At 65.0% G+C, this 25,360-nt stretch carries 23 protein-coding genes; 21 read left to right on the top strand and 2 right to left on the bottom strand.

All coding sequences use genetic code 11. The features are described 5' to 3' along the window. Window positions 1-28: 28 nt before the first annotated feature. Complete coding sequence (locus tag IVB41_RS02615; protein ID WP_247426384.1) at window positions 29-1,723, top strand: AMP-binding protein; 1,695 nt, start codon at window positions 29-31, stop codon at window positions 1,721-1,723. A gap of 121 nt (window positions 1,724-1,844) precedes the next feature. Here IVB41_RS02615 and IVB41_RS02610 read toward each other — a convergent pair whose 3' ends face one another. After that, complete coding sequence (locus IVB41_RS02610; protein WP_027566117.1) at window positions 1,845-2,846, bottom strand: adenosine kinase; 1,002 nt, start codon at window positions 2,844-2,846, stop codon at window positions 1,845-1,847. A gap of 125 nt (window positions 2,847-2,971) precedes the next feature. Here IVB41_RS02610 and murJ point away from each other — a divergent pair, with 125 nt between their 5' ends. From murJ to trmB, 16 genes are all read left to right on the top strand, one after another. Then, window positions 2,972-4,522 (top strand): murein biosynthesis integral membrane protein MurJ, encoded by a 1,551-nt coding sequence (gene murJ, locus IVB41_RS02605; RefSeq protein WP_247426381.1) that lies wholly within the window; start codon window positions 2,972-2,974, stop codon window positions 4,520-4,522. A 73-nt stretch (window positions 4,523-4,595) separates the two neighbouring features. Beyond that, window positions 4,596-5,648: a tryptophan--tRNA ligase gene (gene trpS, locus IVB41_RS02600; protein ID WP_247426378.1), complete on the top strand. Its 1,053-nt coding sequence runs from the start codon at window positions 4,596-4,598 to the stop codon at window positions 5,646-5,648. 107 nt (window positions 5,649-5,755) lie between these two features. Continuing rightward, window positions 5,756-6,250, top strand: a complete 495-nt coding sequence (locus tag IVB41_RS02595; RefSeq protein WP_247426375.1) for a universal stress protein — start codon at window positions 5,756-5,758, stop codon at window positions 6,248-6,250. A 173-nt stretch (window positions 6,251-6,423) separates the two neighbouring features. Beyond that, the gene (locus tag IVB41_RS02590; RefSeq protein WP_247357442.1) at window positions 6,424-6,993 is read left to right on the top strand and encodes a NifU family protein; all 570 of its coding nucleotides are present in this window, start codon (window positions 6,424-6,426) and stop codon (window positions 6,991-6,993) included. A 173-nt stretch (window positions 6,994-7,166) separates the two neighbouring features. Then, complete coding sequence (tsaB, locus tag IVB41_RS02585; protein ID WP_247426372.1) at window positions 7,167-7,862, top strand: tRNA (adenosine(37)-N6)-threonylcarbamoyltransferase complex dimerization subunit type 1 TsaB; 696 nt, start codon at window positions 7,167-7,169, stop codon at window positions 7,860-7,862. Then, the gene (gene rimI, locus IVB41_RS02580; protein ID WP_247426369.1) at window positions 7,859-8,344 is read left to right on the top strand and encodes a ribosomal protein S18-alanine N-acetyltransferase; all 486 of its coding nucleotides are present in this window, start codon (window positions 7,859-7,861) and stop codon (window positions 8,342-8,344) included. The genes tsaB and rimI overlap by 4 nt, the downstream gene beginning before the upstream one ends. Before the next feature lie 38 nt (window positions 8,345-8,382). Continuing rightward, window positions 8,383-8,838, top strand: a complete 456-nt coding sequence (locus tag IVB41_RS02575; protein WP_007598312.1) for a Fur family transcriptional regulator — start codon at window positions 8,383-8,385, stop codon at window positions 8,836-8,838. After that, a complete protein-coding gene (locus IVB41_RS02570; RefSeq protein WP_018455809.1) occupies window positions 8,839-9,519 on the top strand; it encodes an HAD family hydrolase in 681 nt (226 codons plus the stop codon). It abuts the gene before it with no gap. Window positions 9,520-9,707: 188 nt separating this feature from the next. Beyond that, the gene (gene miaB, locus IVB41_RS02565; protein WP_247426366.1) at window positions 9,708-11,096 is read left to right on the top strand and encodes a tRNA (N6-isopentenyl adenosine(37)-C2)-methylthiotransferase MiaB; all 1,389 of its coding nucleotides are present in this window, start codon (window positions 9,708-9,710) and stop codon (window positions 11,094-11,096) included. 4 nt (window positions 11,097-11,100) lie between these two features. Continuing rightward, complete coding sequence (locus IVB41_RS02560) at window positions 11,101-12,159, top strand: PhoH family protein (protein ID WP_247426345.1); 1,059 nt, start codon at window positions 11,101-11,103, stop codon at window positions 12,157-12,159. A 60-nt stretch (window positions 12,160-12,219) separates the two neighbouring features. Then, the gene (gene ybeY, locus IVB41_RS02555) at window positions 12,220-12,729 is read left to right on the top strand and encodes an rRNA maturation RNase YbeY (RefSeq protein ID WP_018455806.1); all 510 of its coding nucleotides are present in this window, start codon (window positions 12,220-12,222) and stop codon (window positions 12,727-12,729) included. Between the two features lies 1 nt (window position 12,730). Further along, on the top strand, window positions 12,731-13,849 hold the full coding sequence (locus tag IVB41_RS02550) for a hemolysin family protein (RefSeq protein ID WP_027514682.1): 1,119 nt from the start codon (window positions 12,731-12,733) through the stop codon (window positions 13,847-13,849). Continuing rightward, window positions 13,846-15,459: an apolipoprotein N-acyltransferase gene (lnt, locus tag IVB41_RS02545; protein WP_247426342.1), complete on the top strand. Its 1,614-nt coding sequence runs from the start codon at window positions 13,846-13,848 to the stop codon at window positions 15,457-15,459. Before IVB41_RS02550 ends, lnt begins: the two co-directional genes overlap by 4 nt. 213 nt (window positions 15,460-15,672) lie before the next feature. Next, window positions 15,673-16,086 carry a helix-turn-helix domain-containing protein gene (locus tag IVB41_RS02540; RefSeq protein WP_007598327.1) on the top strand — a complete coding sequence of 138 codons (414 nt, stop codon included), beginning with the start codon at window positions 15,673-15,675 and terminating at the stop codon, window positions 16,084-16,086. An 85-nt stretch (window positions 16,087-16,171) separates the two neighbouring features. After that, window positions 16,172-17,329, top strand: coding sequence for a M20 family metallopeptidase (locus IVB41_RS02535; RefSeq protein WP_247426340.1), 1,158 nt, complete (start codon window positions 16,172-16,174; stop codon window positions 17,327-17,329). Then, on the top strand, window positions 17,326-18,036 hold the full coding sequence (gene trmB / locus IVB41_RS02530) for a tRNA (guanosine(46)-N7)-methyltransferase TrmB (protein WP_247426337.1): 711 nt from the start codon (window positions 17,326-17,328) through the stop codon (window positions 18,034-18,036). The genes IVB41_RS02535 and trmB overlap by 4 nt, the downstream gene beginning before the upstream one ends. Here trmB and IVB41_RS02525 read toward each other — a convergent pair. After that, window positions 18,033-19,115, bottom strand: a complete 1,083-nt coding sequence (locus tag IVB41_RS02525) for a DUF2336 domain-containing protein (RefSeq protein ID WP_247426334.1) — start codon at window positions 19,113-19,115, stop codon at window positions 18,033-18,035. The genes trmB and IVB41_RS02525 overlap by 4 nt on opposite strands. Window positions 19,116-19,478: 363 nt before the next feature. Here IVB41_RS02525 and rimP point away from each other — a divergent pair, with 363 nt between their 5' ends. The 4 genes from rimP to infB all read left to right on the top strand — a co-directional run bounded on the left by rimP (window position 19,479) and on the right by infB (window position 25,347). Continuing rightward, window positions 19,479-20,255, top strand: coding sequence for a ribosome maturation factor RimP (rimP, locus tag IVB41_RS02520; protein ID WP_247428973.1), 777 nt, complete (start codon window positions 19,479-19,481; stop codon window positions 20,253-20,255). Between the two features lie 2 nt (window positions 20,256-20,257). After that, a complete protein-coding gene (gene nusA, locus IVB41_RS02515) occupies window positions 20,258-21,868 on the top strand; it encodes a transcription termination factor NusA (protein ID WP_007603900.1) in 1,611 nt (536 codons plus the stop codon). Between the two features lie 22 nt (window positions 21,869-21,890). After that, the gene (locus IVB41_RS02510; protein WP_247357433.1) at window positions 21,891-22,574 is read left to right on the top strand and encodes an RNA-binding protein; all 684 of its coding nucleotides are present in this window, start codon (window positions 21,891-21,893) and stop codon (window positions 22,572-22,574) included. Window positions 22,575-22,644: 70 nt separating this feature from the next. Continuing rightward, window positions 22,645-25,347: a translation initiation factor IF-2 gene (gene infB / locus IVB41_RS02505; RefSeq protein ID WP_247426331.1), complete on the top strand. Its 2,703-nt coding sequence runs from the start codon at window positions 22,645-22,647 to the stop codon at window positions 25,345-25,347. Window positions 25,348-25,360: the final 13 nt, after the last annotated feature.

Genomic DNA, 25,360 nt, shown 5'->3' with positions numbered 1-25,360 from the left:
TCCACGCACCTGACTGGAGGACACGATCTTGACAGACAAAGCCGACAGTTACGTTTGCGGCATCTCCGACACGCCGCTGCTCGGCGACACCATCGGGCGCAGCCTCGATCAGGCCGCGCGGCGCTGGGGCGATCGCGAGGCGCTGGTCTCGCCCAGCCACGGCGTGAGATGGACATGGAAGGAGTTTGCCGAGCGGGTCGACGCGCTCGCCGCCGGCTTTGTCGCGCTCGGCCTCGAACGCGGCGAACGGATCGGCATCTGGTCGCTGAACCGGCCGGAATGGACGCTGACCCAATTCGCCGCCGCCAAGGCCGGCCTCATCCTGGTGACGATTAATCCGGCTTACCGGCTGAGCGAACTGGAATTCGCGCTGCACAAGGTCGGATGCAGCGCCATCGTCACCGCGACGGCGTTCAAGACCAGCAACTACATGGACATGCTCAACACGCTGTTGCCCGAGCTTGCGACCGCCAAGCCCGGGCAATTGCGCGCCGCGCGGCTGCCGGCCTTGCGCATCGTAATCCAGATCGGCGGCCCCGCCTGCCCGGGCACGATCCCGTTCGACGAGGTCGCCGGCATGGGCAGACCCTTGCACCGCGAGCAGCTCGCCGCGCTCGGTGCCTCCCTGCAATTCGACGATGCCGTCAACATCCAGTTCACCAGCGGAACGACGGGATCGCCCAAGGGCGTGACGCTGACCCATCACAACATTCTCAACAACGGCTATTTCGTCGGCCGCGCCATGCGCCTCACCGAACAGGACCGCATCTGCATTCCGGTGCCGCTCTATCATTGCTTCGGGATGGTGATGGGCAACCTCGCCTCCGTCACGCTCGGCGCGACGATGGTCTATCCCGGCGAGGGGTTTGATCCGCTCGCGACGCTGCGAACGATCGAGCAGGAAAAATGCACCGCGCTATACGGTGTGCCGACGATGTTCATCGCCGAACTCGACCACGGTGAATTCTCAAATTTCAATCTGAAGTCGCTGCGCACCGGCATCATGGCCGGTGCACCCTGCCCGATCGAAGTGATGAAGCGCGTCAACAGCGAGATGAACATGGGCGAGGTCACGATCGCCTATGGCATGACGGAGACGAGCCCGGTCAGCTTCCAGAGCGCCGTCGACGATCCGCTCGATCGCCGCGTCTCGACGGTCGGACGAATCCATCCGCATGTCGAGGTCAAGGTCGTCGATCTCGACGGCAGAATCGTCAAACGCGGCGAACGGGGCGAGCTCTGCACCCGCGGCTACAGCGTGATGCTGGGCTATTGGGAGGAGACGGAGAAGACCGCCGATGTGCTCGACGCCAACGGCTGGATGCATACCGGCGACATCGCCGTCATCGACGACCAGGGTTATTGCAACATCGTCGGCCGCATCAAGGACATGGTGATCCGCGGCGGCGAGAACCTCTATCCCCGCGAGATCGAGGAATTTCTGTACCGCCACCCCAAGATTCAGGACGTACAGATCTTTGGCGTTGCGGATACCCGCTACGGCGAGGAGCTCTGCGCCTGGATCCGCGTCAGGTCCGGCGAGATGCTGACGATCGAAGAAGTGCGCGCCTTCTGCGACGGCCAGATCGCCCACAACAAGATTCCGCGTTACGTGGAATTCGTCGACGAGTTTCCGATGACCGTGACCGGAAAGATCCAGAAATTCCTGATGCGCGACCAGGTGGAGCAACGGCTTGGGCTGAAGGCCGCGAAGACTGCGTAGGTTGCCAACCCAATCGTCATTGCGAGCGCAGCGAAGCAATCCAGAATCTTTCCGCAGAGGCAGTCTGGATTGCTTCGTCGCTGCGCTCCTCGCAATGACGGGAGAGAGAGAGAGACGAGCGTTACACGGTCAGTCCGCGCTGCCCTGCGAGTTCCTTCAGCGACACCTGCGGACGCGCGCCGATGTGCTGGATCACTTCGGCGGCTGCGAGCGCGCCGAGCTCGCCGCACTGCTTGTGGGACAGGTTGCGCGCCAGGCCATACAGGAAGCCGGCAGCGAAGAGGTCGCCGGCGCCGGTGGTGTCCACGAGTTTCGCGATCGGAGACGCCGGCGCTGCGACTGCATCAGTTGGCGTGACCACCACGCAGCCCTTTTCGCTGCGGGTCACCACGCCGAGATTGACGTCGTTGCGCAACTGCTTGAGCGCGGTGTCGAAATCGGAGGTCTGGTAGAGCGAATGCAGCTCGGACTCATTGGCGAACACGATATCGACGGTGCCGTTGCGCATCAGCCCCAGGAACTCGTCGCGATAACGATCGACGCAGAAGGAATCCGACAATGTCAGCGCCACCTTGCGCTTGGCATCATGGGCGATCTTGGCCGCCTTGACGAAGGCGTCCTTGGCGTTCTTGGGGTCCCAGAGATAGCCCTCGAGATAGACGATGCCGGCCGCTGCGATCTCGGCCGGGTCGATGTCGGCGGGCGACAAATCCTGCGCGGCACCGAGATAGGTGTTCATGGTGCGCTCGCCGTCATCGGTCACCAGGATGTAGGAGCAGCCGGTCGCAGGGCCGTCCTTCGCTGCGGGCGTGTTGAAGGCGACGCCGGCCGCGCGGATGTCGTGGACGTAGAGCTTCCCGATCTGGTCGTCCTTGACCTTGCCGACATAGGCGGCGCGCGCCCCGAGGCTGCCGATGCCGACGATGGTGTTGGCAGCCGAACCGCCGGAAACTTCCGTCGCCGGGCCCATGTCCTTGTAGATGGCGGCGGCCCGCGCCTCGTCGATCAGGGACATGCTGCCCTTGGTCATGCCGTGCTTGCCCAGAAAGGCTTCGTCGGTCTTGACCAACACGTCGAACAGCGCGTTGCCGATGCCGAGAACGTCATATTTCACGTCAGCCATTCACCTTGATCCTGTTTGGCGGATTGCGATACCCGCGGAAATCCGCTTCCTGTCGGTCTGAAATCTGGTTCGCGGCCTATCACGACCGGCCCTTCGCGGGCAAGCAACGGTATTATGCAGTTCCGATGATCCGCTCCTTCCTGACCGTCTCGACGGGGACACTGGCTTCACGGCTGCTGGGCTTTGCACGCGATTCCCTGATCGCGGCGCTGCTCGGCACCGGCGTCGTGGCTGACGCGTTTCTGGCGGCATTTCAGCTCGTCAATGTGGTGCGGCGCCTGCTCAGCGAGGGCGCCCTGAATGCAGCGTTGATCCCAGCCTGGCTGCGCGTTCGTGACGGCGAAGGCGAGGCGGCTGCGGCGGCGTTCGCCGGACGCGTGCTGGGTACGGTCAGCGCGGGCCTGATCGCAATCTCGATCGTGATTGCACTTTTGATGCCGCTGATCGTCATGATTATCGCGCCGGGCTTCATCGGCGGCGCCTCGCTCGATCTCGCCGTCCAGAATGCGCGGCTGATGCTGCCTTATCTCGCCTTCGCGGGACCCGTCACGGTGCTGATGGGCCTGCTCAACGCGCAGGGGCGATTTGCACTCACCGCCTTCTCGCCGCTGCTGTTCAACATCGCCCTGATCGCCGCGATCGCGGCACTCCTGCTGGGGCACGCCGATGCAACCTTCGCCGCGTGGATGCTGGCGGCCACCGTCGGCATCGCCGGCCTGTTGCAACTCCTGATGCTGCTGTCGCAGCGAAGTGCGCGTCTGGCGACACCGCTGCGCGTGAGCTTCGACAAGGACATGCGCGGCTTCTTCGCCAAGGCGATCCCGGGCATGATCGCGAGCTCCGGCCCGCAATGGCTGATGGTTGCCGGCGCGATCATCGCCTCCGCCACGCCCGCCGCGATCTCCTGGCTCTATTTCGCCAACCGCCTGATCGAGCTGCCGCTCGGTATTGTCGGGGTCGCCATGGGCACGGTGCTGGTGCCGGAGCTGACGCGCGCGGTGAGGAGCGGTGACCGCGACGCGGTTGCCTATGCGGAATCGCGTGCGCTGGAACTCGCGACCGGGCTGGCATTGCCGGCGACGCTCGGCCTGATCGTGCTGGCCGAGCCGATCGTGCGGCTGCTGTTTGAACACGGCGCCTTTGGCGCGGAGGACAGCGCGGCCACGGCGCATGCACTGGTGTGGCTGGCGCTGGGACTGCCGGCGCATGTGCTGATCAAGGCGCTGTCCCCGGCCTATTTTGCCCGCAGCGACACGATGACGCCGCTGCTGGCGACCGCGAAAGGGTTCGTGGTCGCGGTCGTACTCGCGATCCTACTCGGTCACTTTTTCGGCGCGAGCGGGATCGCCGCCAGCATTGCCGCCGGCGCCTGGAGCAGTGCGATCTCGCTGCTCCGGAAAGGCACGCGTGAATTCGGCTTCTCGGTCGATGCCGCCGCCCGCAAGCGGCTGCCGCGAATCGTGCTCGCCGCGCTCGTCATGGGCGGCCTGCTGTGGCTGACCGCGGGTCTCTTGCCTGCACAGGCCCATGGGTTCATCCGCTTCATTGCGCTGGGCTCACAGATCGCCGCCGGAATCATCGTCTATGGCTTGCTCCTGCAAATCCTCGGCGTCGCGTCCTGGCGCGAGGCCGCCGGTGCCTTGAAGCGCCCCGCCCAGCCCGATCCTGACGCCTGAGGTCAGCGAAATTCCCTTGACGGGGCAGCGCCGCTGTTGGAAACGACGCCCCGTATCTTGCAGGGAAGCTGCCATGCCATTCGTTGAACGGGTTTTTTCGGGCGTCCAGCCGACGGGCAATCTGCACCTCGGCAATTATCTCGGCGCGATCGTCAACTTCGTGAAGATGCAGGAAACCCACAACTGCATCTATTGCGTCGTCGACATGCACGCGATTACGCAGGGCGTGGACGTCTGGGGTGGACCGGTCGAGCTCGCGCGCAATACCCGCGAGGTGACCGCGGCGTTCATCGCCAGCGGCATCGATCCGAGCAAGCACATCGTGTTCAACCAGAGCCAGGTCTCGGGCCACGCCGAGCTCGCCTGGATCTTCAACTGCGTCGCGCGCATGGGCTGGCTTGGTCGCATGACCCAGTTCAAGGAGAAAGCCGGCAAGGACCGCGAGAACGCGTCCGTCGGTCTGTTCGACTATCCCGTGCTGATGGCGGCCGACATTCTGCTCTACCGCGCCACCCACGTGCCGGTCGGCGAGGACCAGAAGCAGCATCTCGAGCTGTCGCGCGACATTGCGCAGAAGTTCAACAATGACTTCGCTGACTCGATCCGCAGCCAGGGCGCCAATGACGGCCTGTTCTTCCCGCTGCCGGAACCCTTGATCACGGGCCCGGCGACGCGCGTCATGAGCTTGCGCGACGGCACCAAGAAGATGTCGAAGTCGGACGCCTCGGATAATTCGCGCATCAATCTGACCGACGACGCCGACACCATCGCGCAGAAGGTGCGCAAGGCCAAGACCGACCCGGAGCCGCTGCCGACCGAAGAGAAGGGTCTGGAAGCGCGCCCCGAGGCCGACAATCTCGTCGGCATCTTCGCCGCGCTCTCCGGCCGCTCCAAGGCTGACGTGCTCAGGGATTTCGGCGGCGGCCAGTTCTCCAGCTTCAAGAACGCGCTGGTGGATTTGTGCGTCACCAAACTCGCGCCGATCGCCGGCGAGATGAAGCGCCTCGTCGCCGACCCCGGCCATATCGACGCGGTCCTGAACGACGGCGCCGACCGCGCGCGTGCGATCGCCGACGAGACCATGAAGCTCTCGAAGGACATCGTCGGCTTCATTCGCCGGCGCTGAGGCGCGTTCGCGAAACCGCGGCCGACGCCACGGCGCCGGCCGCTTCTGCTCTCCCCAAGCGAGACGGAGTGTGGCAGCATGTCAGCCGTGCACATTCCGGGACATGCATGACCAGCAAGCGACTTTGCTTCGAGCCGGGTCACAAGCCCAAATACCTCGTCATCGTCGACGACACCGCCGAATGGGATCGCGCGGTCTATTACGCCAGCCGCTGGGCGATCCGCGCCGGTGGCGGCGTTGTGATGCTCCGCATCATCGAGCCCGAACAGCAGAGCCAGGAATGGCTTGGAGTTGCGGACATCATGCGCGCCGAGGCGCAGGAGGCGGCAGAAGCCGCGCTCGACCGTGCCGCCGGCCGCGCCAACGGCATCGCCGCGATCACGCCGGAACGGGTGATCCGCGAAGGCGCCGCAATGGAACAGCTGCTGGCCGTGATCGACGAGGACCCCGACATCGCCATGCTGGTGCTCGCCGCGAACCCGGGCGCGGAAGGCCCGGGGCCATTGGTCAACCTGCTGGCGCACGCGCTGGGTACGTTCCCGGTGCCGGTGACGGTCATTTCCGGCGCGCTGAGCGACCAGAGCGTGGATTCGCTGTCCTAGACTGCTGCTCTTTCGCCTCGCCTCGTTGGCCGGGAGAGGGATAAGCGGGCACCCTAACCCGCTGATTTAACAGGTGAACGGCGAACTTACCCCTTGACCGTGCGTTCGCCGTCGCCATCTGCTAGTGGATAGAGCACGCGCCGGCCTTGAACCGGCGACGTCTGGAGAAAACCATGTTCATTCAAACCGAAGCCACCCCCAATCCCGCCACGCTGAAGTTCATTCCCGGCCGCGTCGTGGTCGACGGCGGTCCGATGGAATTTGCGAGCCGCGAATCGGCCGCACGCTCGCCGCTTGCCGAAAAGCTGTTCGAGGTTCCCGGCGTCACCGGCGTGTTCTACGGATCGGACTTCATCACCGTGACCAAGGCGAACGGTGAATGGCAGCAGCTCAAGCCCGCGATCCTCGGCGCCATCATGGAGCACTACATGTCCGGCGCGCCGCTGCTCGCCGACGGTGCCGCCGCGAGCGATTCCGATCTCGACGACGAGGACGAATTCTTCGACGAGGCCGATGCCGAGACGGTCGACATGATCAAGGATCTGATCGAGACCCGCGTGCGCCCGGCGGTCGCCAATGACGGCGGCGACATCACCTTCCGCGGCTTCAAGGACGGTATCGTCTATCTCAACATGAAGGGCTCCTGCGCCGGCTGCCCGTCGTCGACCGCGACGCTCCAGCACGGCATCCAGAACCTGCTCAAGCACTTCGTCCCCGACGTGGTCGAAGTCCGGCCGATGTAAGCGAGCTGCCTTAGGGCGGCCAAAAGCGAGCGTGCCCACCATGTCCGACGAGGTCTGACCGGGCACGCGGTATTCACGTTCTTGTAGCGCAAAGGCGTGGATGGCCGGGACAAGCCCGGCCATGATGGCAAGAACATTGGGCATCATGCGATTGCCAATGCTATGATCGCCTTATGCTGATCCTTGCCATCGATACCGCGCTGGAAGCGTGCGCGGTTACCGTTCTCGACACCGATTCCGGCCAGCTCCTCGCACAGGAGCAGCTTCTGATGAAGCGCGGCCACGCCGAAGCGCTGATGCCGATGATCGCGCGCGTGATGCAGTCAGCCAATCTCGCCTTCACCGCGCTGGACCGCGTCGCGGTCACCATGGGCCCCGGAAGTTTCACCGGCCTGCGTGTCGGCATTTCGGCGGCTCGCGGCCTTGCGCTTGCTGCGAAGCGGCCCGCCGTCGGCCTGACCACCTTGTCGGCCTATGCCGCCGCCGTCGTCGGCCAAAGCGGAGCGGCGCCGGTGATCTCGGCGATCGACGCGCGGCATGATCACGTCTACTTCCAGATCGTGGCTGGTGACGGCAGCCAGCTGGTACGGCCAGCCGTCGCTCCCATCGACGAAGCGATCGCGGCGTCGCAATTCGGCGCGCCGCATCTGGTCGGCAATGCCGCGAAGATCCTCGCCGAGCGCTGGCCGAAAGATGTGCCGCAGCCGGTCGCGGTCGACGCGCAGCCCGCGCCCGACATCGGCTGGGTCGCATGGCTTGGCGCCGCGGCCGATCCCGCGACAAATCCGGCGCGGCCGTTCTACCTGCGAGCGCCCGACGCAAAGCCGTCCACACAACTGCCGCTTGCAGCACAAGCCGCAAGCTCATGATGGGATGGTTCTCGGAATGGTGGCGCGGCGATACGGCCGTCGTCGAGCCGGCTGTCGCGCGCGACGTCGCACGGCTCGCGCAACTCCACGGCGCCTCGTTCGCACGCGGTTGGGGCGAAGGCGAGTTCGAGAGCATGCTCAGCGAGCGCAACACGCTGGTGCATCGGTTGCGCCTCGGCCGCAACACCGTGGGCTTTGCGGTGTCGCGGATCGGCGCGGACGAAGCGGAGATCCTCTCGATCGCGGTCGACCACGCCTATCGCGGCCGCGGCCTCTCTCGCACGCTGCTGATGACCCATCTCGGCCACCTGGCAGGACGCGGCGTGCGCACAATATTTCTCGAGGTCGAGGAAAATAACCAGCCGGCGCGGCGGCTCTACGACCGAACCGGATTCATGGTGGTCGGACGCCGCGAACGCTACTATAAGCAGCCGAACGGGGAACAATTGAACGCACTTCTGATGCGACGTGACTTGTCGTAACATTGATGGCAGAAAGCGCCCCGTCAGGCGGACATCACATGACTGGTCTTAAACCTTCCCCCGCTTCCAAGGCATCCGGCATCGAGGCGCGCTGTGCCGCCACCGGCATGCGCATGACCGAGCAGCGCCGTGTCATCGCCCGCGTGCTCGCGGAGGCGGTCGATCATCCCGATGTCGAGGAACTGTATCGCCGTTGCGTCGCCGTCGACGACAAGATCTCGATCTCGACCGTGTATCGCACCGTCAAACTGTTCGAGGATGCGGGCATCATCGAGCGCCATGACTTCCGCGAAGGCCGCGCGCGCTACGAGCAGATGCGCGACAGCCATCACGACCACCTCATCAACCTGCGCGACGGCAAGGTGATCGAGTTCACCTCCGAGGAGATCGAGAAGCTCCAGGCGGAGATCGCCCGCAAGCTCGGTTACAAGCTGGTCGATCATCGGCTCGAGCTCTATTGCGTCCCGCTCGACGACGACAAACCCACAAGTTAAGTGGCCATCGATCTCGTCATCTTCGATTGCGACGGCGTGCTCGTGGACAGCGAGGTGATCTCCTGTCGCGCGCATGCGGATGTGCTGTCGAGGCACGGCTATCCGATCACATCGGAGCAGGTGCTGGTCCGCTTTCTCGGCGTATCCGAGAAAGACGCACGGCGAATGGTCGAACAGGAGATCGGCCGCAACCTTCCCGACGATCTCGAGAGCCAAGTGAATGCGGCGACGCTGCAATTCTATGCCAGCGATTTGCAGCCGATCACCCATGTGGCCGCAGCGATTGGCGCAATCGATTTGCCCAAATGCGTCGCATCGAGCGGCACGCCGGAGAAGATCCATCATGGCCTGACCTGCGCCGGTCTCTACGATCTGCTCGCTCCGAACATCTTTTCCGCGAGCCAGGTTGCGCGCGGCAAGCCCGCGCCCGATCTTTTTCTGTTCGCCGCCGCGCAGATGAAAGTCGCGCCGGAGCGGTGCCTCGTGATCGAGGACAGCGTCCCCGGGGTGACCGGCGCGCATGCCGCCGGGATGACCGTGCTCGGCTTTCACGGTGGCAGCCATTGCCCGCCGGGCCATGCTGAAAGGCTCCGGGCCGCCGGGGCCGGATTGACGTTCGACGATATGCGGCAGTTACCGGAGCTGGTCCGGCGGGTCGCGGCGGACACCCTGGCGGGCTGATTCAGGGCACTTTCTCAGGGCACTTGGCGACCGGGGCGCACGTGCGCCCCGAATCCATAGATTTTGGCGGGATTCCAGGCTCCCGCCGGCGGTCGCCCCGGATTGACAGCCCAAAGACCCCAATCGCTGGATTTCCGCGGCCCCAGCCTATATCTGAGGGCGGTCCTCCCACCTCAATTCCGGGTTCCATGACGCCGCCGCGCAAGCTGCACATCAAATCATATGGCTGCCAGATGAACGTCTACGATGCCCAGCGCATGGTGGACACGCTGGCCCCGGAAGGATTCGTGGAGACGGCAAGCGCTGATGACGCCGATCTCGTCATCCTCAACACCTGTCATATCCGCGAGAAGGCCTCGGAAAAGGTCTATTCGGAGCTCGGCCGCCTGCGCGTCGCCAAGGACGCCGCCGCGCGCGATGGGCGCACCATGCAGATCGCGGTCGCGGGCTGCGTGGCACAGGCCGAGGGCGAGGAGATCGTGCGCCGTGCACCCGCGGTCGATGTCGTCGTCGGTCCGCAGAGCTATCATCATTTGCCGCAGCTGTTGAAGCGCGCCGGCAATGAGGGCCGCGCCATCGAGACCGAATTCCCGGCTCAGGACAAGTTCGGCTTCCTCGCCCAACCCAAGCCCGGCGCGATCCGCGCCCGCGGCATTTCCGCTTTCGTCACGGTGCAGGAAGGCTGCGACAAGTTCTGCACCTTCTGCGTCGTGCCTTACACGCGCGGCTCGGAAGTCTCGCGGCCGGTGACAAAGATCGTCGACGACGTGAAGCGGCTCACCGAGAACGGCGTGCGCGAGCTCACGCTGATCGGACAGAACGTCAACGCCTATCACGGCGAGGGACCGGACGGAAAAAGCTGGCCGCTCGGCAGGCTGCTGGAGCACCTCGCGGCGCTCGCGGGCGTCGCGCGGCTGCGTTATTCGACCAGCCATCCGCGCGATGTCGATGACAGCTTGATTGCAGCCCATCGCGATCTCGGCGCGCTGATGCCCTTCGTGCACCTGCCGGTGCAGTCGGGCTCGGACCGGATTCTGGCCGCCATGAACCGGAAACATACCGCCGATGATTATCGGCGTGTCGTCGACCGTTTCCGGTCCGCACGCCAAGACATTGCTTTTTCATCAGATTTTATCGTCGGCTTCCCGGGCGAGAGCGAGCAAGATTTTCTCGCCACCCTCGCGCTCGTCACGCAAATCGGCTACGCTGCGGCATATTCGTTCAAATACTCCGCCCGGCCGGGAACGCCGGCCGCGGATATGCAGGAGACGGTGTCCCCTTCCGAGATGGACCAGCGATTGGAGCGGCTCCAGGAACTGATCGACAGCCAGCAATCGGCCTTCAACAAGGCTGCGATTGGCTCAACGGTCGATGTGCTGTTCGAGCGTCCGGCCCGCAAGGACGGCCAGATCGTCGGCCGCACCGCATTCCTCCAGCCCGCGCATGTGATGGCCTCGCCCGACATCATCGGACAAATCCTGCCGGTCCGGATCGACAGCCTTGAACGCTACAGCTTCCTCGGTGAGCTCGCCATGGCGCACGAGCCCGCTTTATCACCCATCGCCACTGGAGCCTGAACCCTTGCCCAAAAGCGCATCGGATTCGTCTTCTTCCATCGCTCCTAGCCGCAAATTTGACCGCGACATGCAGGTTCCGCCCGAGACCCAGGTCGTCATCGATTTCGATGACAACCGCGCCGCGTCCGCGCTAGTTGGCCCTTATGGCCAGCATTTGGCACAGATCGAACGGCGGCTCGGCGTCGTCGTCGATTCCAAGGGCAACCACATCACGATTGGCGGCTCGCGCGACGGCTGCGATGCCGCGCGCCGGGTGCTGGAGACGCTCTACGCCCAGGCCGTGAAGGGACAGGATCTCGACCAGGGCGAGGTCGAGGGCGCAATCCGTGCCGTGATCGCGCAGGTCTCGCTGTTCGAGTTCGATGCCAAATCGGCCAAATCCACCTTCGACAGCATCAATCTGCGCAAGCGCCCGGTGCGTGCGCGCACGGCGGCGCAGGATTCCTACATCCGCGCGCTGAAGCGCCACGAGCTGGTGTTCGGCATCGGCCCCGCCGGCACGGGCAAGACCTGGCTCGCGGTCGCGCATGCCGCGCAGCTGTTCGAGCGCAAGGAAGTCGACAAGATCATCCTGTCGCGCCCGGCGGTGGAAGCCGGCGAGCGGCTCGGCTTTTTGCCCGGCGATCTCCGCGAGAAGGTCGATCCTTATCTTCGCCCGATTTACGACGCGCTCTATGACCTGATGGACGCGCGCATTGTCGAGCGCGCGCTGCAGACCGGCGAGATCGAGATCGCGCCACTCGCCTTCATGCGCGGTCGCACGCTCACCAACGCGGCCATCATCCTGGACGAGGCGCAGAACACCACGTCGATGCAGATGAAGATGTTTTTGACCCGCCTTGGCGAAAACAGCCGCATGATCGTCACCGGCGATCCCTCGCAGATCGACTTGCCGAACGGCCAGACCTCGGGCCTCGCCGAGGCGACGCGCCTGCTGAGCGGCGTCGAAGGTATTGCGCAAGTTCATTTCAAGGCCGAAGACGTGATCCGCCACGAACTCGTGGCGCGGATCGTCTCCGCCTACGAAGGGTCGCCGCAGCGGCCGGCCGCCGGTAAATCCTGACGAGGCAGCAACCGGACCATATGGGCGCGGACACGGCGCCCTTCGTTCGGAACAAGGACAATGTCACACCCCAACCTTCCCATCACCGAGGTCCTCGTCGTCGCCGATTGCTGGCAGCGGGAGCCCGAATCCGAAGCCGTGATCCAGCGCGCCGTGGCGGCCGCCGCCGAGAATGTCGACGAAGACGTTGCGGAGGCGGAAGTGGCGGTAATGCTGACCGATGATGCCGGCATCCGCACCCTGAACAGCAACTGGCGCGGCATCGACAAGCCGACCAACGTGCTGTCGTTTCCCGCGCTGCAGCCGGAAGGCGACTGGAAGCCAGGCGATGCGCCGCGCATGCTGGGCGACATTGCGATCGCCTACGAGACCATGCGGCGTGAGGCGGACGAGGAACAAAAACCGTTCGATCATCATTTGAGCCATCTCGCCGTGCACGGTTTCCTGCATCTGGTCGGCTACGACCACGAAAACGAAGACGACGCCGAGGAAATGGAAGCGCTCGAACGAGAGATCCTGGCTCATCTCGGCATTCCCGACCCCTATGCCGACCGCCCAGGGACGCATTGAGATGCCGGATTCCGACCCGATTCAGGACAATCCGCGCAACACGGCCAATTTACCGGTCGTGGTGACCTCAGGCGAGGTGATGCGCCCGACCGCCGATGGCTGGCTGCTGCGCGCCATCCGGACGTTGTTCGGCTGGAAGGCGGGTTCGGTGCGCGACGACCTCCAGGTCGTGCTCGACGCCACGACGCCCGACGACACCGGCTTCTCGACGGTCGAGCGCACCATGCTGCGCAACATCCTCGGCCTGCATGAGCGTCGCATCGCCGACGTCATGGTGCATCGCGCCGACATCGTCGCGGTGAAGCGCGACATCCCGCTCGGCGAGCTGATGGACCGCTTCGAGAGCGCCGGCCATTCGCGCCTTGTGGTCTACAACGAGACGCTCGACGATCCCGTCGGCATCGTCCATATCCGCGATCTGCTCGCCTTCATGACCGCGCGTGCGCGCGTGTCGGGGGTCACGAAAACCAAGCGCAAGAAACCGCTGCCGGCCGGGCTCGATCTGCGTACGGTCGATCTCGCGCTGCCGCTCGAAGAAGCGCGCATCATCCGCAAGCTGCTCTACGTGCCGCCGTCGATGCGGGCGATCGACCTGCTCGCGCAGATGCAGGCCACTCGCATCCATCTGGCGCTGGTGGTCGACGAATATGGCGGCAGCGACGGGCTGGTCTCGCTCGAAGACATCGTCGAGCAGATCGTCGGCGAGATCGACGACGAGCATGACAGCGACGAGCCGCCCTCGATCGTGCGGCTGCCCGACAACGCCTTCATCGCCGACGCCCGCGCCAGCCTCGACGACGTCCGCACCGTGATCGGCGAGGACTTCGTCACCGGGGAGGCCGGCGAGGAAGTGGAGACGCTGGGCGGCTATCTCGTCAGCTTCGTCGGGCGCCTGCCGGTGCGCGGCGAGGTGATCTCGGGCCCCGGCCATTACGAGATCGAGGTGCTCGATGCCGATCCTCGCCGGGTCAAGCGGCTGCGGATCTCGACGCGAAAGGAGCGCCCCGCGCCGCGCACCCAGCGCGAGAGCCGGCGCCGCGAGGCTGCGCCGGATGGCAGCCAGCCGACGGCCAGCGACACGCCCACCCCGCCGCCCAGCGACGGGACCGGTCCGCAGTGAGCCCTTTCCAGCGATTTCGCCAGATCGCGCTTGCCATCATCCTGACCTGGGGATGGAAGCGCGCGCTCGTCGCGATGGCTGCCGGTGCGCTCTCGGTGCTGGCGCTGGCGCCGTTCAACGCCTTCCCGGTGCTGTTCATCACTTTCCCGGTGCTGGTCTGGCTGATCGACGGCGCCGGCGCCGGACGATATCGCGGCGTCCCCGCCGCGGCGCTGACCGGTTACTGGTTTGGCCTCGGCTATTTCGTGCCCGGCCTCTACTGGATCGGCTACGCCTTCTTCGTCGATGCCGATGTGTTCGCCTGGCTGACGCCGTTCGCCGTGCTGGGCCTGCCGGCCTATCTGTCCATCTTCACGGCAATGGGCTTTGCGCTCGCCCGCCTGCTCTGGACCAAGAACGCCACGCGCGTGCTTGCGCTCGCGGCAAGTCTCACCATCACCGAATGGCTGCGCGGCCATGCGCTGACCGGCTTCCCCTGGAACGCGTTCGGCTATGCGTTGTCCGAGCCACTGCCGCTGGCACAAACGGCGTCGCTGATCGGCCTGTGGGGCATGACGTTCCTGACGGTTGCGATCTTCGCGAGCCCCGCGGCGCTGATCGACCGCACGCCCGATCGCCGCCTGGCGTGGCGCGCACCGGCCGCAGCCCTGGCGCTCCTGCTGGTCATGGGTATCTTCGGCGCGATCCGCCTGTCGCTCCATCCGACCACGATGGTCGCCGGCACCAAATTGCGCCTGATGCAGCCGAATCTCCAGCAGGACGCGAAATTCAACTACGCCGCCAAGGCGGAGGTGATGAAGAAATATCTGGCCTTGTCGGACCGCGCCTCCGGACCGCAATCGACCGGCGTGCGCGATGCCACCATCCTGATCTGGCCGGAATCCGCCTTTCCGTTCTTCCTGACGCGCGAAGCCGATGCGATGGCGCAAATCGCGGAGCTTCTGCCCAAGGGCACGGTGCTGATCACGGGCTCGGTCCGCGCGCCCGACCTGCCGCGGGGCACGCCGATCACCCGCGCCTATAATTCGATCTACGTGATCGACCACGACGGCGGCGTGCTCTCTGTGTACGACAAGCTGCATTTGGTGCCGTTCGGCGAATTTCTTCCCTACCAGGGCCTGATGGAGAAGCTCGGTTTCGAGCAACTCACGCGTGTGCGCGGCGGCTTCATTCCCGGCACCGTGCGGCATGCGCTGGCGGTCCCCGGCGCGCCCTCCGCGCTGCCGCTGATCTGCTACGAGGCAATCTTTCCCGGCGAGGTGGCTGGACGCAATGAACGTCCAGGCTGGATCGTGAATCTCACCAATGACGGCTGGTTCGGAATCTCGACCGGCCCCTACCAACACCTCGAACAGGCGCGAATGCGCGCGATCGAGCTCGGATTGCCGCTGGTTCGCTCCGCCAATACCGGCGTTTCCGCAGTGATCGATCCTGTGGGACGCATCGTCGCCAGCCTCGGTCTCGGGATCGAAGGCATTTTGGATGCAAATCTGCCCGCCGCGATCCCGCCGACCACCTATGCGCGCGTGGGCGATGTACCCGCGGCCATGCTTGTCGCGCTTGCCGTGTTTTGGGCGGTCCGCCGACGTGTTGCCAAACGGCATCCCTGATCACGCCGCAGCCGAGGCCGATAACTTTTGACAACCGTAGTCCCACGGTTGACAGACTGCACGCGGCCTCCTCATTCTGCACCGGCTGCAAAAGACAGTGGGCATTGCTAAATTTCTCCGCAATGTTTTCCAATAACAGGGTCTGATTTTGACGTTGCTTACACCTGAGGCATTCCTGATTGCGCCGAAGGTGATGTTTGGAGGGCTGAGGAAATGTCGAAAGCGCCCAACCCTGTTGACAAATATGTCGGCAGTCGCGTGCGGATGCGCCGCATCATGTTGGGCATGAGCCAGGAAAAGCTCGGTGAAGCTTTGGGCCTGACGTTCCAACAAGTTCAGAAATACGAGAAGGGCACAAATCGGGTCGGCGCGAGCCGCATCCAGCAAATTGCCGAAATTCTCCAGGTGCCTGTGTCGTTCCTGTTCGAGGGCGGTCCGAGCGGCGTGGCGGGGCCGGACGGCTTCGCAGAAGGCGCATCGCCGTCTTACGTCTCGGATTTCCTCGCGACTTCCGAAGGACTCGCCTTGACCAAGGCGTTCACCCGAATTACCGATTCGAAGATGCGCCGCTCGATCGTCGATCTCGTCGAGCAGATCGCGGCCCGCGAAGGCCCCGACAAGCGCTGACGCGCCATCTCACTCCGATTTGAGGCTGCGTCAAATCTGGCCTATGTCGTCATTTGCGGCCGCGCTTTGATGCGCGTCTTCCTCGATGATGCGATTCAAAGGCACAGATGCGCTCATGACCGGCTCCAATTGGTTCGATTCTCAAACTATTCTCGATGGTATCCGCCGCTGGGTGGAGGTCGAGACGCCAACGGACGCGCCTGAACAGGTCAACAAGCTGGTCTCGATGGTCGCGGAGCAATACCGCGATCTCCCTGTCACGCTTGAGCGCATCGCCGGCGTCGATGGTTGCGGCGATCATCTCGTGGCGCGCTCGACCTGGGGCCAGGACCGGCCGGGCATCCTGGTGCTGAGCCACCTCGATACCGTTCACCCCATGGGATTTATCGAGCGCCTGCCGTTCAAGGTCGAAGGCGACAGCGCGTTCGGTCCCGGCATCTACGACATGAAGGGCGGCGCCTACATCGCCCACCACGCCTTTCGCGCGCTTTGTGCCACGGCCGATCGCTCGCCGCTCGGCATCACCCACCTATTCACCTCCGACGAGGAGATCGGCAGCCCCACCTCTCGCGCACTCATCGAGACCGAAGGGCGCAAGGCGAAGTACGTCCTGGTGACGGAGCCGGCCCGCGATGGCGGCAAGATCGTCACCGGCCGCAAGGGCGTCGGGCGATTCGAAGTGTTCATGAAGGGCGTGCCCGGGCATGCCGGCACGCGGCCCCAGGATGGCCGCAGCGCGATCCGCGAGCTCGCCAATGTCATCCTGGCGCTGGAAGCGATGAACGATCTCGCGCGCGGCGTCACCGTCAATGTCGGCGTGGTGCGCGGCGGCACGCGGCCCAACGTGACGCCGGAAGAAGCCCACGCCGAAGTCGATCTGCGCGTGCTGAGCTTCAAGGACGCGGATGAATTCGTCGGCAAGATCCTCGCCCTGACATCGAAGACGGATGGCGTCACCGTCAAGGTCACGGGCGGACTCAATCGTCCGCCTTACGAGAAGAGCAATGCCGGCGCCTCGCTGTACGAACATGCAAAGACCGTTGCCACGGAGATCGGCTTCGAGCTGGTCGACGTTCACACCGGCGGCGGCTCGGACGGTAATTTCACCGCCGCCCACACCGCGACGCTCGACGGGCTCGGCATCGACGGCAAGGGCGCGCACACACATTACGAGCAGCTCTATGTCTCGTCGCTCGAACCGCGCGCGCGGCTGCTCCATCGCCTGTACCAGACGCTACGATGAGTGAGCGCAAATCAGATCCCGATCGCGAGGACAGCGAGCGCGCTTTCTTCGGACGCCGCAAGGGCCACAAGCTCAGGCAGCACCAGGCCGAGCTGATCGATCATCTGCTGCCGCGTCTTGCGCTCGCGATCGACCGCGAAGCACCGGCGGATGCCCGCGAGATCTTCGCCCCCGCAGTCGACGATTTGCGGCTCGAGATCGGCTTCGGCGGCGGCGAGCATCTTGCGGCGGAAGCGCAAAACTTCGCCACGACCGGCTTCATCGGCTGCGAGCCTTACGTCAACGGCATGGCGAAGATCCTCGCGCAGATCGAGGCCGCCGACATCGGCAACATCCGCCTGTTCGCAGGCGATGCCGCCGAGCTCCTGGCCTGGCTGCCGAAGTCTTCGCTGTCGCGGATCGACCTGATCCATCCCGATCCCTGGCCGAAACGGCGGCACTGGAAGCGGCGCTTCGTCCAGGACCGGACCATCGCCGCGATGGCACGCGTGTTGAAAGCCGGCGGCGAATTTCGCTTCGTCTGCGACATCGACGATTACTGCGCCTGGACGCTGTCGCATCTGTCGCGCTCGCAGGACTTTGTCTGGCTCGCGGAGCGCGCCGATGATTTTCGCCTGCCGTGGGACGGATACACAATGACGCGCTACGGCCGAAAGGCCACGCGCGAAGGCCGCAAGGCGGCGTATCTGCGGTTTCGACGGGTCTAGATCGTCTGCCGGTTGCGCCAGAAATTCACGACGCGCTCGGCGGTCGTCGGCATCAGCCGCGTGAAATTCGCGCGCGCCTGCTCGAGATCGGCATCGGCTGGCGTGCGATTCGGGCCGTACCACATCAGGATCAGTGCACGCACTGTCGGCCAGCCGAGATTCAGCACACGCCCCAGAACCAGAATTGGATCGTAGCGGTCACCCGTGATCAGGCGGTCGAGGACCGAGAGGCGGACGCCGGACATCGCCGAGAGCGAAGCGATCGCCTCCTCGTATTTGTGGGCCTTGGCAAAGCCAAGCAGCGCGCTCTCGCCAAGATGGCCTCCGCGATGCAAGGCCAGAACCGTACGTTGCGCTCCCGAGAAATCGCGACGCGGGCCCGGCGGCAGCGTGGCTTCCTCGATGGCCGCCATGGCGCGCTTGATCTCGACCTGGCGCACGGGATTGACCACGCTCGAGAGGCGACGGCGGATGACGTCGAGCGTGCCGTCGAGAAGCTGTTTCAGGTTCTCACCCGAAAGATCGCTACGCTGGCCGATCCTGAGCGTCAGCACGCCATCCTGCGCGGCACGCTTGATCAGCTCCGAATAGCTGCCAGGCGAGAACACCGCGCCGGCGTTACCTGCGGCGCGGCGCACCACGTCGCGATCGCCGCGCTCGACCAGCACGTCGGTGATGACAGCCGACAGCGTGGGGCGCTCGCTCATCGCCAGCAGATGGCCCTGGCCCTTCAGTCGCGCGATCTCGACGAGAGCGGCGTCATCGAGCACGGGCGAATGGCGCAGCACGGGGCCCGCCACCGCGATTTCGTTTTCGCGCGCGAGCTGACTCACGAGATGCCGGGGCGCGTTATTCAGGCGCGAGAAGCGTTCGGCGAGATCGACGCGCGAGGCGAGCTCGGCATGCGGGACGAGATCGATCAGCAAATTATCGAAGAGATCGATGACATCGGGACGGAGATTCTCGGCGTCCTGAAAAAACAATTGGGAGATGGCGTGCGCGATCTCGCCGCGACGCCGCGGGTCGCCGCGTTTGACGATATCGTCCAGTCCGGGAATGAGCGACGTGGCAACGGTCATGAAAACGCAAACTCGTACGGGGCACGCCGCGGGTGCGCCCTTGGTCCAAGCCGCCCCACAAGCAGGGAATTTAGGCCTCGGAGGTGAAGGAAGCGTTGCGTGGGGCCGCAGGCCGGGCGCAAAAAGCCCGGCCTGCCCTGCATGGGCCTTGTCCGGGAAGACGGAAAGGGCTATATCAGCGCCAATTCATCTTCTCATACGATCCGCGTAGTGAGAGTGGGCCCGAAAGGACCCGCTCTTTTTTATTACCTGAACGCGGCTTGGTGGAAGATGTGCGGCCCGGCGATCTGTCGGGAGAGTTCCGAAGCGAGCTTTGAGATCTTAAACCAAGCCTTAACCATATCGAGCGCCTTGACCTCTGACATGACCGAACCGAACCCTGGTTCCACGGATGCCGAACTGCTGGCCGAGCCGAGGCTCGTAGTCGAGCCGGGCGTGGCGGCACGGGTGTCCGCGGTCGCCGGGCCGGTGCTCGAAGGCATGGGCTACCGCCTGGTGCGGATCCGCATTTCCGGCGAATCCGGCTGCACCGTGCAGGTTATGGCCGAGCGGCCGGACGGCTCGATGCAGATCGAGGATTGCGAGGCGATCTCGCGGGCGCTGTCGCCCGTGCTCGACGTCGCCGATCCCGTCGATCGCGCCTATCGCCTGGAAATCTCCTCACCGGGGATCGACCGCCCGCTGGTGCGCCGCTCCGATTTCGAGCGTTATGCCGGGCATCTGGTGAAGATCGAGATGGCGGTCGCCCATGAAGGGCGGAAGCGGTTCCGCGGCACGATCGGCCCCGTCGAAGGCGACCGCGTGCATCTGCACCGCGACGACATCAAGGCGGGCGACACTGCCGACGTTCTCCTGACGATGGAAGATATCGCCGAGGCACGGCTGGTGCTGACCGACGAGCTGATCGCGGAATCCATGCGCCGCGGCAAGGCCCAGGCACGCGAGATGCGCCGCAATCTCGGCCTGGAGCCGCCGGCGGCACCGCACGCCAGCATCAGCGAAAAGACGACCAAGAACACCAAGCCGGCTAAGAAGCCGGCGCCGGCCCCGAAGAAGCCGGCTCCGACCAACACCAAGAAACATCGCCTGGCCGCCGAACGCGCGCGACGGGGCGAGATCGATCCTGACGAAGGAGACTAGCCATGGCAGTCAGCGCCAATCGACTTGAATTGCTTCAGATCGCCGACGCCGTTGCGCGCGAGAAATCGATCGACCGCGGCATCGTCATCGCGGCGATGGAGGATGCCATCGCCAAGGCGGCGCGGGCCCGTTACGGCAGCGAGACCGACGTTCACGCCGAGATCGACCCGAAGAAGGGCGAGCTGCGGCTGTCGCGCCACATGCTGGTAGTCGAGACGGTCGAAAACCATTCCAACCAGATCTCGCTGGTGGATGCGCAGCGCGCCAATCCCGGTGCCCAGGTCGGCGACACCATCGCCGACACCCTGCCGCCGCTGGAATATGGCCGCATCGCCGCGCAATCCGCCAAGCAGGTGATCGTGCAGAAGGTGCGCGAGGCCGAGCGCGACCGGCAATATATGGAATTCAAGGACCGTATCGGCGACATCGTCAACGGCGTCGTCAAGCGCGTCGAATATGGCAGCGTGATCGTCGATCTCGGCCGCGGCGAGGCCATCATCCGTCGCGACGAGATGCTACCGCGCGAAGTGTTCCGCAACGGCGACCGCGTCCGGGCCTACATCTTCGACGTCCGCCGCGAGACCCGCGGCCCGCAGATCTTCCTCTCCCGCACCCATCCGCAGTTCATGGCAAAGCTGTTCGCGCAGGAAGTGCCCGAGATCTATGACGGCATCGTCGAGATCAAGGCGGTCGCCCGCGATCCCGGCTCGCGCGCAAAAATCGGCGTGATTTCCCGTGATTCCTCGGTCGATCCGGTCGGCGCCTGCGTCGGTATGCGCGGCTCGCGCGTGCAGGCGGTGGTGAACGAATTGCAGGGCGAGAAGATCGACATCATCCCCTGGTCGCCCGACATCGCGACCTTCGTGGTCAACGCGCTGGCGCCGGCCGAAGTCTCCAAGGTCGTCATCGACGAAGACCGCGAGCGCATCGAGGTCGTCGTGCCGGACACCAACAACCAGCTCTCGCTGGCGATCGGCCGCCGCGGCCAGAATGTGCGCCTGGCCTCGCAGCTCACCGGCTGGGACATCGACATCCTGACCGAGCAGGAGGAATCGGAGCGCCGCCAGGCCGATTTCGAGAACTCCACCCGCGTCTTCATGGAATCGCTCAATGTCGACGAAGTGGTCGGCCAATTGCTGGCGTCCGAAGGCTTCACCTCGGTCGAGGAACTCGCGATGGTGGACGTCAAGGAACTCGCCGGCATCGAAGGTTTCGACGAGGAGACCGCGCAGGAACTCCAGAACCGCGCCCGTGAATATCTCGAACAGCTGGAAGCCGAACTCGAGGCCAGGCGTAAGGAGCTCGGCGTCGAGGACGCAGTGAAGGACGTGCCCGGCGTCACCTCGAAGATGCTGGTGAAGTTCGGCGAGAACGACATCAAGACGGTCGACGACCTCGCCGGTTGCGCCACGGACGATCTGGTCGGCTGGACCGAGCGCAAGGAGGGCGGCGAGCAGACCAAATATCCGGGCGCGCTCGATGGCCTCGAAATTTCCCGTGACGATGCTGAAGCGATGATCATGCAGGCCCGTGTCAAGGCCGGCTGGATCACCGAGGCCGATCTCGCCAAGCCCGCCGAAGAGGCCGAGGCGACCGAAGATCAGCCGGCTTAAGGCGAAGGAGGATGTCACCCGGATGCTCGCCGATACTGACCCCGAACTCGACCATGGACCGCGGACCGAAAGGTCCGCGACCATGCGGATGTGTGCGGTCAGCCGCGAGGTCCGGCCGATCGACGAGCTGATCCGCTTCGTCGTCTCGCCGCAAGGGCACATAGTTCCCGATCTCAAGCGCAAGCTGCCCGGACGCGGCATGTGGGTCACCGCCTCGCGCGAGGTGGTTGCGGAAGCCGTCCGGCGTCACCATTTTACCAAAGCCTTCAAGCGCGAGCTGCGCATCCCTCCGACGCTTCCCGCCGACATCGAGGCGCTCCTGGTCCGGAGCGTGGTCGAAGCCCTTGGGATTGCCGCCAAGGCGCGCCAGATCGTGGCCGGTTTCGGCAAGGTCGAAAGCGCGCTTCGGGAAGGTACGGTCGAGGTCCTGATCCATGCCAGCGACGGGGCCGCGGACGGAATCCGCAAATTGGACATGCTGGCGCGTCAAAATGAGGGAAATCGCGGCGCCAAGCCGCAGATTCCCGTCGTCACCGCACTAAAATCATCAGAATTGGATTTGGCACTTACCCGGTCAAATGTGATACATGCTGCCCTGCTCGCGGGCCCGGCGAGCAAGTCATTCCTGTCACGTAGCCAGATGCTGGTCCGATACCGGATGGCGGACGCTGACAGGACTGCCGAAAAGCCCGGCCAGGATTTCTGAGAGACAACGACCACCCGATAGCACGGTGCGGCAACGCACAAGACAACAAGATCAGGATTAGGACTGCTTAATGGTTGATACCAAGACCCCTGGCGACAAGAAGCTGAGCGTTCCGAGCAAGACGCTATCGCTCAAGCCGCGCGTCGAAACGGGCACCGTGCGCCAGAGCTTCAGTCATGGCCGTAGCAAGCAGGTCGTGGTCGAGAAGCGTGGCAAGCGCCGTGTCGACGGCAGCCCCGAGCCGCAGGTCGCCGAGGTGGCGAAACCCGCGCCGGCCGCCGCGCCCAAGCCTGCTCCGGCCCGCCCCGCGCCGCCGCGCAACGCCGGCTCCGGCGTGGTGCTGCGTACGCTGACCGAGGACGAACGTTCCGCCCGCGCCAGCGCGCTGGCCGATGCCAAGGTGCGCGAAGTCGAAGAGCGCCGCCATGCCGAGGAAGAGGCCCAGCGCCGCGCGGTCCGCGAAAGCGCCGAGCGTGCCGATCGCGAGGCCGCCGAAGCCCGCCGCAAGGCCGAGGAGGAGCGTCACCGTCACGAAGAGGAAGCCAAGCGGAAGGCCGAAACCGAGGCCAAGAAGCGTTTTGGCGAAGGCGAGCAGCCGCAATCCGCCGCGCGCCCCGCAACCGCGACCTCGGCCGCTCCTGCAGCGCGGCCCGGAGCGCCCATGGCGCGCCCCGGCACAACCACCACGGCACGCCCGGGAACAACGACCGCGCGGCCCGGAACGGCCACGCAGCGGCCGGGAGGCCCGGTCGGCCGCGCCCCCGCTGTCGCAGCCGGACCGGACGAGGACGAGGGTCCGCGCCAGATCCGTCGCGGCCCCGGCGGCGCTGCGCGGCCTGTGGTCGCTCCCAAGCCCACCCACAAGCCCGGCCCGCAGAAGGAGCGCGGCCGCCTGACGGTCGTCACCGCCTTCAATGCAGACGACGTCCGCGAGCGCTCGATCGCCTCGTTCCGCCGCCGCACCCAGCGCCTGAAGGGCCATGCCGCGAATGAGCCGAAAGAAAAGCTCATCCGCGAGGTGATCATTCCGGAAGCGATCACCATCCAGGAGCTCGCCAACCGCATGTCGGAGCGCGCGGTGGAAATCATCCGCATGCTGATGAAGCAGGGCGCGATCCACAAGATCACCGACGTGATCGATGCCGACACTGCGCAGCTGATCGCCGAGGAGCTTGGTCACACCGTCAAGCGCGTTGCCGCGTCCGACGTTGAAGAAGGCCTGTTCGACGCCATCGACGATTCCACCGACACCGAGCCGCGCTCGCCGGTGGTGACCGTGATGGGTCACGTCGACCACGGCAAGACCTCGCTGCTCGACGCGCTCCGTCATGCCAACGTGGTCTCCGGCGAAGCCGGCGGCATCACCCAGCATATCGGCGCCTATCAGGTGCTGTCGCCCGAAAGCGGCAAGAAGATCACCTTCATCGACACGCCCGGCCACGCCGCGTTCACCGCGATGCGCGCCCGCGGCGCCAAGGTGACCGACATCGTCGTGCTGGTGGTTGCGGCTGACGACGGCGTGATGCCGCAGACGATCGAAGCCATCAACCACGCCAAGGCGGCGCGGGTGCCGATCATTGTTGCCATCAACAAGATCGACAAGCCCGACGCCAAGCCCGAGCGCGTGCGCACCGAGCTGCTCCAGCACGAGGTGCAGGTCGAATCCTTCGGCGGCGAAGTCGTCGATGTCGAAGTGTCGGCGAAGAACAAGACCAATCTCGACAAGCTGCTCGAGATGATCGCGCTCCAGGCCGACATCCTCGATCTCAAGACCAATTCGGATCGTCCGGCCGAAGGCACCGTGATCGAAGCCAAACTCGATCGCGGCCGTGGTCCGGTCGCGACCGTTCTGGTCCAGCGCGGAACGCTCCGTGTCGGCGACATCATCGTCGCCGGCGCCGAAATGGGCCGCGTCCGCGCGCTGATCTCGGATCAGGGCGAAACGGTGCAGGAGGCAGGTCCGTCGGTGCCGGTCGAGGTGCTCGGCTTCAACGGTCCGCCGGAAGCCGGCGATCGTCTCGCCGTGGTCGAGAACGAAGCCCGCGCCCGCCAGGTCACCAGCTACCGCGCGCACCAGAAGCGCGAGAACGCGGCTGCCTCGATCTCCGGCATGCGCGGCTCGCTCGAGCAGATGATGTCGCAGTTGAAGACGGCGGGCCGCAAGGAATTCCCGCTGATCATCAAGGCCGACGTGCAGGGCTCGCTGGAAGCGATCCTCGGCTCGCTGGAGAAGCTCGGCACCGACGAAGTCGCCGCGCGCATCCTGCATGCCGGTGTCGGCGGCATCTCGGAATCGGACGTGACGCTCGCGGAAGGCTTCAACGCCGCGATCATCGGCTTCTCGGTTCGTGCGAACAAGGAGGCCGCTGCGGCCGCCAAGCGCAACGGCATCGAGATCCGTTACTACAACATCATCTACGACCTCGTCGACGACGTGAAGAAGGCCATGAGCGGCCTGCTCGCGCCGACCCTGCGGGAAACCATGCTCGGCAATGCCGCGATCCTGGAGATCTTCAACATCTCCAAGGTCGGCAAGGTCGCCGGCTGCCGCGTCACCGACGGCACCGTGGAACGCGGCGCCAACGTGCGCCTGATCCGCGACAACGTCGTCGTGCACGAAGGCAAGCTGTCGACGCTGAAGCGCTTCAAGGACGAAGTGAAGGAAGTCCAGTCCGGTCAGGAATGCGGCATGGCCTTCGAGAACTATCACGACATGCGCGCCGGTGACGTCATCGAGTGTTACCGCGTGGAGACGATCCAGCGCTCCCTGTAAGTCCAAATCTTAC

The sequence above is a fragment of the Bradyrhizobium sp. 44 genome, assembly GCF_023073095.1.
Taxonomy (GTDB): domain Bacteria; phylum Pseudomonadota; class Alphaproteobacteria; order Rhizobiales; family Xanthobacteraceae; genus Bradyrhizobium.
Note: the sequence above shows the minus strand (reverse complement) of the source record. Positions and strands in the feature narration are given on the sequence as shown.